Raw genomic sequence first — 14,324 nt, 5'->3', positions numbered from 1 at the left:
GTTATTTAATGAGATGAATTGTTGGGGGTGCTTATGCGCTTATGCCCGAATTGGAGCGATAACCTGGAATCTGCACGCTAAAAAGCCGCTCCCGGTGAAGGGAACGGCTTGATGTTTTGGGAGGAACGCTTATACCATATTGGGAATAGCGACGGCAGGCTCAGCCTCGGCTTCGTAATCCACGCCTTCGGTGCGGAAGCCGAACAGATGGAAGAAATCATCCTGGTAGCCCTTAAGATCTGCAAGTTCAGGAACATTATCCGTTTCAAGCTCGTTCCAGCGTCTCATGACCTCGATCTGCACATCCTCGCGCATCTCCCAGTCATCAATCCGGATCAGGTGGCTGCCGTCTGCTGCCGCTTCACCGCCATTATACAGGTGGTCTGCGAACAGGCGGTACATCTGCTGAATGCAGTTCTCGTGCAGTTCTTTTTCCTTCATTACTCTATAGAGTGCGGAAATGTACAGCGGCACCACCGGGATGGCGGAGCTGGACTGGGTAACCAGAGCCTTGTTCACGGAGACGAAGGCCCGTCCACCTGTAGCAGAGAGCTGTTCGTTCAGCGCGATCGCCGTCTGTTCCAGATGGTTCTTCGCCTGGCCGATGGTTCCGTCCCGATAGATGGGATGGGTGATCTTGGGTCCGATATAGGAATAGGCCACAGTTGTTGCACCATCTGCAAGCACACCGGCTCCCTGCAGCTGATTGATCCACATGCCCCAGTCTTCTCCGCCCATAACAGCGATCGTCTGGCGGACCTCGTCATCCGTTGCCGGCTCAATAGTAACCGTGGATACTTCTCCGGTGTGGAAGTTCATCGTTTTGTTCGTGTAAGCTTCCCCAACTGGCTTAATCACCGAAGAGAACACTTCTCCTGTAACCGGATGGGTGCGGCGCGGGGAAGCTACGCTGTACACAACGAGATCAACGGTGCCGAATTCAGCTTTGATGAGGTCAATGGTCTTGGTCTTAATGGCATCCGAGAAGGCATCGCCGACGATACTGAACGATTTCAGGCCCAGCTTGGCCGCTTCCTGCTCAAAAGCAGCGGAATTGTACCAGCCTGCGGAGGCCGTGCGGGCACCTTCAGCAGCTTTGTCGAAGAATACGCCGATGGTATTGGCACCTGCGCCAAATGCCGCCGCAATCCGTGAAGCCAGCCCGTAGCCGGTAGAAGCGCCGATGACCAGCACGTTGGCCGGACCGGAAAGTTTCTTTTGTGCCCGTACATAGTCAATCTGTTCCTGTATTTGTCCGGCACATCCCTCCGGGTGAGCAGTCGTACAGATAAATCCGCGTGTTTTTGGCTGAATAATCATCAAGGATATCCCCTTTGTTTTAGTTTTTAACTTTTTTCGCTAATATAGAGTATAGCAAATGATGGCATAGAAAGATAAGCTTGAATCATTTTTTGATACCAGGAATCCGGGAGGGTCTATAGGTGCTGATGATAAACGGGAAGGAAGTTGCAGAGATTCTAACGATGGAGTCCTGCATCGCTGTGATGGAAACTGTCCTCGCTGACCTGTCGGAGGGGGAGGCGGTGCAGAGTCTCCGCCAGGTTCTTCCGCTGGAGGAGCGGAATGTGCTGGGATTGATGCCGGGGTATCTGCGGCGTGAAGGGGTCGCTGGTGCTAAGATCATCAGCGTATTCCCTGGCAACCACGGGAGCGGTCTGCCGTCGCATCAGGGGATGGTGTCGTTGTTCGACGCCGCCACCGGCGTGCCGCTGGCCATAGTGGACGGCCAGTCGATTACAGCCATCCGCACGGCGGCGGTCAGTGCGGCAGCGACGAAGCTGCTCGCCAGGGAAGAGGCGGAGTCCCTGGCGGTTCTCGGCACCGGGGAGCAGGCCCGGAGCCATCTGGAGGCGATGCTGCAGGTGCGCGGCATTAAGCGCGCCAAGGTCTGGAGCAGAACGCCGGGCAAGGCCCGGGCGTTCGCCGATGCCATGAGCAGCCGGTGGAACGCAGAGATCACGGCAGCGCTGTCTGTGCAGGACGCGGTGATGGACGCGGACATTATCTGCACGGCGACGGCGGCGGGCGAGCCGGTGCTGCACGGCGCCTGGGTGAAGCCAGGCGCGCACATCAATGCGATCGGCGCATGCAGGGCGCATGAACGGGAGCTGGACACGGCGCTGGTAGCCGGGGCCAGGCTCTATGTGGACCGGCTGGAGTCGGCGGTCCATGAAGCGGGGGATTATCTGATCCCGCTCAGTGAAGGGGCGATTACGGCGGACCATATTATTGGTGAAATCGGCGGCCTGCTGAAGGGACATGTTCCGGGCAGGGGAAGCAGCAGTGAAATCACGCTTTTTAAGGGACTGGGGCTTGCCGTTCAGGATCTTGCCGCAGCCTTCTATATTTATAAACAGGCGGTTGCGCTGAATAAAGGTGTGGAAGTTTCATTGTAATTAGATCGAACCTGACGCTGACCAGCTCCGCAGAACACTGCGTTTTCAAGTCTTATTAGGAGTAACATTAAGAGTAACTAGTCCAACATCAGAAATAAAGAAGTGAGTGGATTCAACAATGCAGCAAGCAGCAATGGATGATGATGTATTCGCTCCAAGTGAAACTTAAGTGATAGTTGTATAATGTACAATTAAAAATAGCGAAAAGGGATGCTTGCCACTTATAACTGTAGTCTGTACAACTAAATCTGCCCAAATGGCGAGAACCCGTCTACATAGGTCAGTTTAATTGTACGAAATACAACTAAACGGATAATCGGTTGTAAATGAGACAGTTTAGTTGTACAAAGTGCAATTAAGCCTACCGCATATCCCCTAATCAGGGCATTGTGAACCCTCAGCAAAGCGACGGGCCAACGTGGTTTTTACTAGTTTAGATCAGACATTATACTAGCAATAGAATAGTTGAACATTACAAGAACGACAAAAACCAGCTATCAAGTTGATAGCTGTAGTTAATATAAGAGGGGCTGAATCAAGTGGGCTTACAGGAACAGGAAGGCTGGTATGATTTCGGACTGAGTGCATCACAGGAGGAGCGGGCGAAACGCCTGCATGAAGAGAATATCAATATTGATCTGCTGTTTCAGGGGCCTCTATCTCCAGGCGCAATTCCCGAGAGTGTCTCGCTTAAGGTGAAGGAGCTGTGCGAGCCGTACAAGGATGAACCGATGGTCTACAGCGCCATGCCGGCGCAGATCATTACCCGGCTGTCGGCCAGCGGCGAGATTGCGGAGTACAAAGAGGAATGGTACAGGTCCGGCATTACGGCGGGGAACCGCGAGCTGCACCTGAATGATACGGAGAGTATGATTACCAGTATGGGTGAGGTTCAGCTGCAGTTCGATTCCTCAGACTGGCTGGTGAAGGCACTGACGGCGGAGGATATCCGCAGGGCTAAACGTGAGGGCAGGAAGGCAGGGATTGTAACGGCACAGGAAACGGATGCGCTGGGAAAAAATCTGGAGCTGCTCGATGCGCTGCATGGCTTTGGTCTAAGGATTCTGCAGTTAACGTACAATAACCAGAATCTGATAGGTTCCGGCTGTGCGGAGCCGGGCAATGGAGGGCTGTCCAAATACGGTCTGCGGTTTGTGGAACGGCTGAACACGCTCAGAATCATCGTCGATACCGGACACTGCGGCAGACAGACCACCCTGGATGCCTGCGCGGCCTCAAGTGCGCCGGTTATCGCCTCGCATACTGGTGTGGAAGCTATCTACCCGCATATGCGCTGCAAAAGTGATGAGGAGATCCGTGCAATTGCTGCCACCGGCGGGGTGATTGGTATTTTTGCGATGCCGTGGTTTGTACATGAAGATCCTGATCATACCACCATTGAGCATGTGCTGGACCATATTGAATATGTGATCAGGCTGGTAGGCGCAGATCATGTGGGCATCGGCACGGACTGGCCTATGAGTGACCTTGGCTGGTCGCTGGTCTTTTTCAAAGAGCATATCGCTCCGAAGCTGGGATTCGCCAAAGGGGATGGTCCCTCCACGGAGACCGTAGCAGGGCTTGAGAAATACAGTTATTTCAGCAATTTCACGCGGGGACTGGTAGGGCGCGGTTACAGCGATGAAGAGATCGCTAAGATTATGGGCGGCAACTGGCTGCGCGTGTTCGAACAAATTTGCGGATAGGGGACTTTTACAGATGAATTCATACTTACAGCAGACAAGCTTTAACTTCTACTGCTCAGGAATATATAGCGGCAAAATCCGTTTCACGGACCAGGTCGTCATGCACGCCAAGGTTGACACGCGCAGACGTACGCAGATGCAGGAGAATGTGCTGGAGGCAGGGGCGAAATATGTTCTTCCGCTGGCCCGGATTGCGGAGCAGCTTAGTATATACACATCAGCAGAATGGCTGGGGGACGAGGTTGTACTGGAGAACGGGGATAAATATCAGAAGCATATTACCTATCAGGCGGAGATCTCCGGCGCAGAGCGGACTTCACAGGTATGGGCTTACCGCGGGGGCACGGCGCTGGATATTGTGACGCTGGACGGGGAGGTTATCGCTTTTCTGACCCCTAACCGCTATGGCATTGAGCTGATCGTTAAGGCAGGGTATGAGCAGCTGACCCCGCTCGCCCTCTATGCTGAGCCGCTGTTGTCACAGCCGGAATACGGTGTGAATGATCTGGGGGCGTATCTTGTGCCGATGCGGGACGGCGTGAAGCTGGCTACCGATTTGTTTCTTCCTGAAGGTCTTGAGCCGGGAACGAAGGTGCCAACTATCTTGGTAAGAACCTGTTACGACCGGAATGGTAAAAAAGAAATCTTCATGCGCTGGGCGAACAAAGGCTACGCCGTGGTCTCCCAGGATGTACGCGGCCGGGCGGATTCGGAAGGGGAGCTGATCCCGTTCTACAATGAACGCGATGACGGCTACGATACTATTGACTGGATTATAGCCCAGCCATGGTCTGACGGCAAAGTTGGAATGTGGGGCGCCTCCTACCTCGGCTATGTCGTTGTAGCAGCCGCTACCAGCGGCCACCCGAACCTGCTGGCGGTGGTGGATGAGGTGAATGTAGGTTCGCCCTTCGTGGACACCGCGCGCAAAGGCGGGACGCTCTGCTCCTGGCCGCTGCTGTCCTGGACGCTTGCGCAGTCGGTGGGGACGCGTACGGACTTTGATATCTTCGGCGGCATTACAGTGGACCCGGAAGCGGCGGTCGATGCCAGACCGATCAGGGATATTCCGCAGCAGATGATCGGCCGCACTTCGGGGCCGTGGGAGCTGTGGAGCCAGCATCCTGAATATGACGATTTCTGGAGAAACTGTACGTTCACCGAACGCGGGGATCAGGTTAAGGTTCCGATGTATGTGATTTCCGGCTGGTATGACGGTGACAGCCCGGGAGTATCGGAGACCTGGCGGATGCTGACGGAGCATGATGTGAAGAGCCGCAAAATCCGGCTCGGCGCCTGGGAGCACGGACCGAACCGGGCACGGGATCTGCTGGGTGTGTCCTTCGGCAATGATGCAGTGGTGTACGATTATGATATTTCCGTGCTGCGCTGGTTCGACCGGTTCCTGAAGGATATCCCGAACGGCATCGACCAGGAGCCGCGGGCTTCCTATTATGTGGTGGGTGAGAACCGCTGGAGAACCTCGGAGGACTGGACACCGGCAGAAGCGGTGATTACTCCGTTCTATCTGGGCGGGAATGGCCGGGCGAATTCGTCGCTGGGGGATGGCAGACTGGCGGCTGAGCCTGAGGAGCATTCAGCAGCAGACACTTACATCTATAATCCGGCTGATCCGGTGGCCGACAGCGGCGAGCGGGAGCCGGAGAATATGCGGAAGCATGAGCTGCGCAGCGACATTGTCGTCTATACCAGTGAACCGCTGGCAGAGCGTCTGACGATCGCCGGAGAGCTGTCAGCGGTCATCTATGCCGCGAGCACGGGGCTGGATACGGACTGGGTGGTGACGCTCAGCGATGTGAATGAGCAGGGCGATTCCATCCGCCTGTCCAATTACATCGTGCGGGCGAAATACCGGCACGGGCTGGAACAGCCGCAGCTGCTGGTGCCGGGGCAGGTGGAGCAGTACGATATTTTCATGCAGAACATTGCCCACACTTTTGCCGCAGGGCACCGGGTACGCTTCACTGTCACTTCTTCCAGCAAATTTGTGGCCTTCCCCAACACGAACACCGGGAATAATCCATATGAAGATGCTGAAGCGGTGATTGTACAGCAGACGATCTGCCATAACCATGAGTATCCGAGCCATATTAAGCTGCCGGTGGTGCCGAATTGCTAAGTGTTAAATTTCAAAGTGTTGAATTTCTAACCCTTTATTTGTAACTTTTCCCAAGCAGGGGACGTCCATGAATGGAAAGGGGACTCTCGTATACAGATCCTTTACCGCTTCGGATGAACTTAAGGGGGAAATAAGAATGGGAAGAAGAATATCCGTACTCTTGTTAGCCGTGCTTCTGCTGGCCGGCTGCAGTGAAGGAGGTTCACCAATGAGTTACTCGGAGAGACAGGCAGCCGCAGCTGGACTTGATTCCGGGCTGGCTGAGAGAAGCAACCGGCTGGGCGCGAAGCTGTTTGGCCAGTTGTGGAAGCAGGGCGGCGGGAATCTGTCGGTGTCACCTTACAGTGTGGCCGCCGCTCTGGCCCTTGCGTATAACGGCAGCGCCGGAGAGACGGCCGAGGAGCTGGGGACGCTGCTCGGTTATGCGCCTGAAGAGCGGCAGAAGCTGAACGCCGCCCATCAGGCATTGCTGCAGCTACTGACTGACGGGGGACCGGGGGTTCAGCTGAAGATTGCGAACTCGGTCTGGGGCATGAAGGGTTTGCCGCTGCGCAAGGATTATCTCAAGACCGGCAAGGACTTCTATAATGCGGAGATCAAGACCACAGACCTGACTGCCCGGAAGTCCGTCACGCAGATCAATGATTGGGTCTCGGAACACACGGAGCATAGAATCAATGAAATGCTCACGGAGCCGCCGGGACAGCGGGCTGTCGCGGTGCTTGTCAACGCGCTGTATTTCAAAGGCGGCTGGAGTGATATCTTCCCGGAAGAGGCTACAGAGCCAGCAGATTTCTATCCCCCGGACGGAACGGCCGTGCAGGCGGTGATGATGAAGCGGAGCGGGTATTTCCAGTATGCAGAGAATGAGGATTGGCAGGCTGTGAAGCTTCCTTATGGAGAGGGCCAGATGGAGATGCTGGTGGTTCTTCCAGGCGAGGACTCCTCCCTGCAGGAGCTTGCAGATCAGCTTGCGGCGGGCAAGCTCCCGCTTCTTGATGATGGCTTTGCCAGTACCCAAGGTACGCTTCGGCTGCCGCGGTTTACAGCCAGCTACGGGACAGAGCTTGCAGACGCTCTTCAGGCCCTGGGAGTGAAGCGGGCCTTCGATCCGGACCTTGGCGATTTCTCCTTGCTGGCCGATCTTGGGCTTCCGGTATACTTCAGCAAGGTCATCCACAAAACCTACATCGATGTGAATGAACGGGGGACGGAGGCGGCGGCTTCCACTGTGATCGAGATGCTTGCAGGGTCAGCCCCTCCGGCAGATACGCCCTTTGAAATGACGGTCAACCGGCCGTTTCTGTTCATGATCAGAGATGTGCAGACCCGGGTAGTGCTGTTTCTCGGAGCCATTGAGAATCCGCTGAACACAGATTAAATTGCGGGTTGGGATGAATTTCAAGCACAGGCGCATAAATGCTCCCTTCACAGGTCACAATAGGAAAAAACCAGAATGAAGGGATTAACGTGAATGCTTTTCGCTTGAAAAAACAACTGTGGCGGCGGTGGAGACGTTGGAAAAAGGCTCCCTGGGTGGGAGCGGCATGCATCGTGCTTACGGTGCTGGCCTGGCGGGGCATGCAGGTTCCGGAAGAAATCAGCGCACTGCTGGATCATTCGGCCTGGACGTTACCCGGAACTCTAGACGCAACGATGGAGCAGACCAAGGAGGCCGGTGGCAGTATGCCGGCTGTGGCAGCCGTTTATAATCATATAGAGTCTGACGAGGAAGAGAGAGCCGCTATACTGGACAGCAAGGGGCTACTGGAAGCAGTCAGCCGGGAGCCGGTCAGCCGGACAGTGCATTTGAAGACCATCTATGTCTCCGGAGAAGAAGTGCAGACGCTCCCCGGGAACAGGAACCCGTCCCAGCTTAAGGTGCTGATTGCACAGCATTCCGGCTGGAGCGGCTGGCTTAGCCGGGAGGGCGACCTGTGGCTGGAGCAGAGAGTTAATGATCTGTCGCCGCTCACCAAGAAAGAAGCCTATTTCGGTGTGGACGAGCAGGGGAATCTGACACTGTTCAAAGGACCGCCGGCGTCGGAGAAGGTAATGAAGACCTTCTTCCAGCTGGATATGGGCTCGATGAAATCTTCACTGCCGGAGGGAATCTGGGATCAGCTTCATCAAGGCATCCGGGTGCAGGATATGGAGGAGTACAACAGTGTGCTGTCTACCTTCAGCGACTACGCGCGGGATTCGGCGGAACAGGTGATGCATGCGGAATGAAAATGAAAGTAATAACTGTTTGAAGGCTCGCGGGCAGGACGCTCGCGGGCCTTTTTGTCTGAAATAGAGTCCTGATTTTAATTTCTCCGGGACAAAGTTTTTGTCTCCCCGGGGAAACTTTTTTTGCTATAATGGGTAGAAGGAATACATATGTTCGCTTTAGGGCGGATTCATGGATGAACCCGCAGGGGTATTCTGCCCTGGCACAGAGGAGAGAGAAGGATCTTGCGCATCTTGGGGATTGATCCGGGGCTGGCGATTGTCGGCTTTGGTTTTGTAGATAAAACAGGAAACAAATTGACACCGGTACAATACGGCTGTATCCAGACCGAGGCGCATACACCGGAAGAGGAACGTCTGCTGCATGTCTATGAAGGCATGGTGCAGCTGATCGATAAATATAAGCCGGATGCGGTAGCGGTAGAGAAGCTGTTCTTCAGCCGCAATGTGACGACGGCCCTTCCGGTGGCGCAGGCGCGCGGGGTGCTGATTCTGGCGGCCGTGCAGCGCGGGCTTCCGGTCGCGGAATACACCCCTATGATGGTGAAGCAGGCAGTAGTAGGGTACGGCAAGGCTGAGAAGAAACAGGTTCAGGAGATGGTCAAGCTGCTCCTTAAGCTGTCGGCTGTACCGAAGCCCGATGATGTGGCGGATGCACTGGCGGTGGCCGTATGCCACGCCCATTCCGTGAGTCTTAATTCCAAACTAAATGAGGTATTGCGAAAATGATAGATTTCCTAAGAGGACCGGTTGTACATTTGGAATCAGAATATGTCGTGCTGGATGTTCAAGGCGTCGGATACCGGGTCTTCTGCCCGAATCCGTATGCATTTGCCAAGGTGGAGGGTCCGGTGACCATCTTCATTCATTATCAGACCCGTGAGGATGCTACGCTCCTGTTCGGGTTCCCGACCCGTGAGGAACAGAAGCTGTTCCGCAAGCTGATTGAAGTGTCGGGTATCGGACCGCGTGTGGCGCTGGGCATTCTGACCGGCGGAACACCGGATCAGCTGATCTCGGCCATCTATCAGGAGAATATCACCTTCCTGACGAAGCTGCCGGGCATCGGCAAGAAGACGGCGCAGCGGATGATTCTGGATCTGAAGGATAAGCTGGACGGCTTCGGCGGAGCTGCCCTGCATACAGGGCTGTTCGCAGTAGCAGCTGAAGCCCAGGCCAAGGCCGAGGCACTTCCGTGGGAAGAGGCCCGGGACGCCCTGAAGGCGCTGGGGTATACCGATACCGAGCTGGACCGTGTGTGGCTGACGATGAAGAAAGAAGGAACGGATACCGGACCGGTTGACGTGCTGATGAAGAAGGCGCTGGGGCTGCTCTTTATAGCCAAATAGGTCCCCGAAGAACGGAGTGAGGAATAATGGATGACCGGATTATATCGGCAAATCTGATGATGGACGAGCAGGCGGTCGAATTAAGCCTGCGGCCCCGTTACCTGGGGGAATACATCGGCCAGAATCAGGTTAAAGAAAACCTGAAAATATATATAGAAGCAGCCAAGATGCGCAGCGAAGCGCTGGATCATGTACTGCTGTACGGGCCTCCGGGCCTGGGCAAGACTACACTGGCCAATATTATTGCCAACGAGCTGGGTGTGAATCTGCGGACCACTTCCGGTCCGGCGATTGAGCGGCCCGGCGATCTGGCGGCGCTGCTGACCAACCTCCAGGAAGGCGATGTGCTGTTCATTGACGAGATCCACCGCCTGCACCGCACGGTGGAAGAGGTTATGTATCCGGCGATGGAGGATTTCGCGCTGGATATTATGATCGGCAAAGGGCCAAGCGCCCGCTCGGTGCGGCTGGACCTGCCGCCCTTCACGCTGATTGGAGCAACGACACGCGCGGGGCTGCTGTCCGCTCCGCTGCGCGACCGCTTCGGCGTAGTCAGCCGGCTGGAGTATTACACCATCGATGAGCTGAGCTTCATCGTGTCCCGCAACGCCGAACTGCTCGGCATCGAGATACTGGGCGATGCCGCTGAAGAGATTGCCCTGCGGGCCCGCGGGACACCGCGGATTGCCAACCGCCTGCTGAAGCGGGTGCGCGATTATGCGCAGGTCCGCGGCGACGGCATCATTACGCCGGAGATTGCCGGTGAATCGCTGAAGATGCTTCAGGTAGATCCCCGGGGCCTGGACAGCATCGACCATAAGATGCTGCAGTCGATGATCAGCTCCTTCCGCGGCGGACCGGTCGGGCTCGATACCATCGCTGCTACGATAGGCGAGGAGAGCCAGACCATCGAGGACGTATACGAGCCTTATCTGCTGCAGATCGGTTTCCTGCAGCGCACGCCGCGCGGACGCATCGTTACCCCTGCGGCCTATCATCATCTGGGACTTCCGCTTCCCCCGCAGCAGAACTGAGTCTGCCGGTTCAGAAGAGCATATGTTATATAAAATCCTGCACATATTACAACATTTCCCGCATGATCTCGGCCATAATCCAACATTGTTGTATGAAATGCAGCATTTTTTTTCCGCCAAGCGGTTTATTGGGACAAATCTTGTATTTCCTACAACAATCTGTCCAAACACCCTGGTATCCGGGAAGCAAAGTTGTAATACGTACAACAATCTGATTAAGCCTACACGTATTCCGGAGCAAGATTTGAACGAAGCCCGGTCAGGAAACAGATACTCTCAAAACTTTTAGGAGGCCTACAATGAACCTTGCCAAGTGGAAAGAAACGGGGAAAGGGCTGCTGGGACGGGGGGCACTGGCGGCGCTGCTTGCTGCAGCCAGCGTTCTGACTCCAGCAGGCACCACTCACGCCGATTCCGGCGGGACGATCCGGGTTGCACTTTATGCCGATATTGGCAGCAAATATAAATCTACTGTACCGCTGGTCACACTGCAGTCCGATTTGGGATTCAGCCTGCTCTCGCAGGCGGGAACACCTCTGCTGTCGGTTCCAGCGCAGAACAAAGTCCGCGTCAGTCTGGACGGTTACCGGGTAAAGGTGCTGGAAACGCCAACCTGGCAGGTGGCGGCGGATGCAGCCAAGAAGCTGCAGGCTACCTCCGATAAACCCCAGCTGTTCATGGCATCTCGGGGCGGAGCCAAGGTGTATCAGCTATACACTGGAAGCTATGCCAGTGAAGCTGCTGCCAAATCCGGGCTGACCTCTGTAATGAAAGCCGGATTAAGCTTTCCGGAAGGACAGACCCCGGCGGTTGCCGGGACCAAACATCTGTCCGCAGGCTCCTACGCGACGCTGGAGGAAGCACAGGCGGTTGTCGGCAGCCTTACCGCTGCAGGGTTCGACGCCTGGCCGGTATTCGTGTCCGGAACGGACGGCAGTGCACGGACTGAGGTTTGGGCAGGCGAAGCGGCAAGCGACAGTGATCTTGCAGCGGTCTCTGCCTCAGCAGCTACACTGCTTCCGCAGCTAGTTCTGTCGCCGGTGGCGGCAGGTACTGCGGGACTAATTATCCGGATGGATGCGGGACTTGACTTCAGCAGTGAAGTTCAGGCCTTCCATTATCTATTGTCCGGAAGCGACGCGAAGTTCACGGCCGCCGGTAATGAGAAGGGTATACTGCTTACGGAGAGATCCAAGCGCACTTACCGCGGCAATCTGGAGCTGGGCAATCTGAACGGTTCATTGTCTGTAATCAACTTGGTGCCGCTGGAGCAATATCTGTATGCGGTTGTCGGAGGGGAAGTTTCATCCGGCTGGCCGGAAGAAGCGCTCAAAGCCCAGGCGGTCGCAGCCCGCAGCTATGCGCTGGCCCAAGGCAACCGCTTTGATGTAGCCAATGTTGTCGACACCACGCTAAGTCAGGTATATAACGGCATCACCGCTGAAGCTCCTGTCATTACTAAGGCTGTGGATGCTACCGCAGGCGAAGTGCTGATGAGCGGCGGCAAAGTAGTAGAAGCTGTATTCTCCTCTAACGGCGGCGGCGTAACCGCAGATCCGTCTGAAGTATGGAACAACGGCGGCGATACCTTCGTCAGTGTAGCCAGCCCCGAGGATAGTGCGGCAGTTGCTTCATCTAAGAAGTGGTATTATGTACTGCTGGACAGCGGTATTTCCGGATATGCCCGTGAAGACAATATCAAATTGACCGGGAATACAACAGCGGCAGGACTTCCGCTGGCTACGGCAACTACCAAGGATGTTAACATCCGGCCTTTGCCTATTATTGAGAGCAGTGTTACTCCCGCAGGCAAGCTGAACCCCGGCGATAACGCCGTAGTACTGGGTCAGGTCTATGAATCCGGCAGCTATAGCTGGATCAAAGGGCCTTATTCCTCGGCAGAGCTGCTCAAAAGCCTGTCCGGCAAAACAAGCAATGCTCTTCCTTCTTCCATAACCAGTCTCCAGGTTACTAAGCGCGGCCCTTCCGGGAGAGCGGTGGAGGTCAAGGCGAACGGCCAGATTCTGCAGGTGAAATACCCGGATTTATTCCGCTCTTCCTTTGGCGGATTGCCTAGTACTTTGTTTGATATTGTGCCTGCAGGCAGTTATACTGTACTAGGCGCTGACGGCTCTACAGCCACTATCGGCAGTGTGGCAAGCGCCGGCGTGCTCTCTGCATCCGGCAAAGTGACTGCAAATGGCAGCGGAACCGTAGTTATGGGCGCTAATCAATCCTCCAGAGTGGTCACCAGCAGCCCCGGATTCTACTTCATCGGCTGGGGCAACGGGCACGGCCTGGGCATGTCCCAATGGGGCGTAAAGGGCATGGCGGATAACGGGTATGATTATCGTCAAATATTGCAACACTATTTTAATAACGTTACTATAGTTAAGGAATGAAGACCCATCATGAATGTAGACAATTATGATTTCAATTTACCCGAGGAACTGATTGCCCAGACTCCGCTTGCGGACCGCAGTTCATCCAGACTGCTGCTCGTAAACAAAGAGAACGGTCAACTGGAACACGGACATTTCACAGATATACTGCAGCAATTCCGTCCCGGAGATACACTGGTACTGAATGATACGAGGGTTATCCCTGCCAGACTGTTCGGTGTCAAAGAAGATACCGGAGCCAAGGCAGAGGTTCTGCTGCTGAAGAATCTTGGTGAAGACCGCTGGGAAGCGCTGGTCAAGCCCGGCAAGAAGCTGAAGACCGGAGCTGTGATTATCTTCAGCGAAGAGCTTCGTGCCGTAATAGAGGATGAAGCGGATATGGGCGGCCGGACGCTGCGCTTCATCTATCAGGGAATCTTCCAGGAGATTCTGGACAGGCTCGGATCGATGCCGCTTCCCCCGTACATCAAGGAAACTCTGAGTGACCGTGAACGTTATCAGACGGTCTATGCGCGGCATGAAGGATCGGCGGCTGCGCCGACGGCCGGACTGCATTTCACCAAAGAACTGCTGGAGCAGATTGCAGCGATCGGCGTGAATATCGCTTATATTACCCTGCACGTAGGTCTTGGCACATTCCGTCCGATGTCTGTAGAAACGGTGGAAGAGCATGTGATGCATGCCGAATATTACGAATTATCCCAAGAGACGGCAGATATGCTGAACGCCGCGAGAGCCAGAGGCGGAAGAATTATCGCTGTCGGCACCACCTCCTGCCGGACCCTTGAGACGGCGGGAAGACAAGCGGCGGGCGAACCGCTGAAGGCATCAAGCGGCTGGACGGATATTTTTATCTATCCCGGCTACGAATTCACTGTCGTCAATGCACTGATTACTAATTTCCATCTGCCGAAGTCAACTTTGGTCATGCTGGTGAGCGCTTTAGCCGGCCGGGAGCATATTCTCGCCGCCTATGAAGAAGCGATTAAGCAGCAGTACCGGTTCTTCAGCTTTGGCGATGCAATGTTCATTTATTAAGCAAGA

At 55.2% G+C, this 14,324-nt stretch carries 11 protein-coding genes; 10 read left to right on the top strand and 1 reads right to left on the bottom strand.

Annotated elements, in window-relative coordinates:
- Positions 1–129: 129 nt before the first annotated feature.
- Positions 130–1,320 carry an enoyl-ACP reductase FabV gene (gene fabV / locus PBOR_RS27145; RefSeq protein ID WP_042217013.1) on the bottom strand — a complete coding sequence of 397 codons (1,191 nt, stop codon included), beginning with the start codon at positions 1,318–1,320 and terminating at the stop codon, positions 130–132.
- Between the two features lie 128 nt (positions 1,321–1,448).
- Here fabV and PBOR_RS27140 point away from each other — a divergent pair, with 128 nt between their 5' ends.
- From PBOR_RS27140 to queA, 10 genes are all read left to right on the top strand, one after another.
- A complete protein-coding gene (locus PBOR_RS27140) occupies positions 1,449–2,417 on the top strand; it encodes an ornithine cyclodeaminase family protein (protein WP_245648302.1) in 969 nt (322 codons plus the stop codon).
- Between the two features lie 539 nt (positions 2,418–2,956).
- The gene (locus tag PBOR_RS27135; RefSeq protein WP_042217011.1) at positions 2,957–4,123 is read left to right on the top strand and encodes a dipeptidase; all 1,167 of its coding nucleotides are present in this window, start codon (positions 2,957–2,959) and stop codon (positions 4,121–4,123) included.
- A 13-nt stretch (positions 4,124–4,136) separates the two neighbouring features.
- On the top strand, positions 4,137–6,263 hold the full coding sequence (locus PBOR_RS27130) for a CocE/NonD family hydrolase (RefSeq protein ID WP_042217010.1): 2,127 nt from the start codon (positions 4,137–4,139) through the stop codon (positions 6,261–6,263).
- Between the two features lie 136 nt (positions 6,264–6,399).
- Positions 6,400–7,644, top strand: coding sequence for a serpin family protein (locus tag PBOR_RS27125; protein ID WP_042217009.1), 1,245 nt, complete (start codon positions 6,400–6,402; stop codon positions 7,642–7,644).
- Positions 7,645–7,799: 155 nt separating this feature from the next.
- Positions 7,800–8,495 (top strand): BofC C-terminal domain-containing protein, encoded by a 696-nt coding sequence (locus tag PBOR_RS27120; protein WP_052429649.1) that lies wholly within the window; start codon positions 7,800–7,802, stop codon positions 8,493–8,495.
- A 225-nt stretch (positions 8,496–8,720) separates the two neighbouring features.
- Positions 8,721–9,224 carry a crossover junction endodeoxyribonuclease RuvC gene (ruvC, locus tag PBOR_RS27115; RefSeq protein ID WP_042217007.1) on the top strand — a complete coding sequence of 168 codons (504 nt, stop codon included), beginning with the start codon at positions 8,721–8,723 and terminating at the stop codon, positions 9,222–9,224.
- Positions 9,221–9,844 (top strand): Holliday junction branch migration protein RuvA, encoded by a 624-nt coding sequence (gene ruvA / locus PBOR_RS27110; RefSeq protein ID WP_042217006.1) that lies wholly within the window; start codon positions 9,221–9,223, stop codon positions 9,842–9,844. The genes ruvC and ruvA overlap by 4 nt, the downstream gene beginning before the upstream one ends.
- A gap of 26 nt (positions 9,845–9,870) precedes the next feature.
- On the top strand, positions 9,871–10,878 hold the full coding sequence (ruvB, locus tag PBOR_RS27105; RefSeq protein WP_042217005.1) for a Holliday junction branch migration DNA helicase RuvB: 1,008 nt from the start codon (positions 9,871–9,873) through the stop codon (positions 10,876–10,878).
- A gap of 299 nt (positions 10,879–11,177) precedes the next feature.
- Positions 11,178–13,280 carry a SpoIID/LytB domain-containing protein gene (locus PBOR_RS27100; protein ID WP_042217004.1) on the top strand — a complete coding sequence of 701 codons (2,103 nt, stop codon included), beginning with the start codon at positions 11,178–11,180 and terminating at the stop codon, positions 13,278–13,280.
- Between the two features lie 9 nt (positions 13,281–13,289).
- The gene (gene queA / locus PBOR_RS27095; protein WP_042217003.1) at positions 13,290–14,318 is read left to right on the top strand and encodes a tRNA preQ1(34) S-adenosylmethionine ribosyltransferase-isomerase QueA; all 1,029 of its coding nucleotides are present in this window, start codon (positions 13,290–13,292) and stop codon (positions 14,316–14,318) included.
- The last annotated feature ends 6 nt before the right edge of the window (positions 14,319–14,324 follow it).

The organism is Paenibacillus borealis, from assembly GCF_000758665.1.
Lineage (GTDB): Bacteria > Bacillota > Bacilli > Paenibacillales > Paenibacillaceae > Paenibacillus_AQ > Paenibacillus_AQ borealis.
This window is presented reverse-complemented; position numbering and strand designations above follow the sequence as displayed.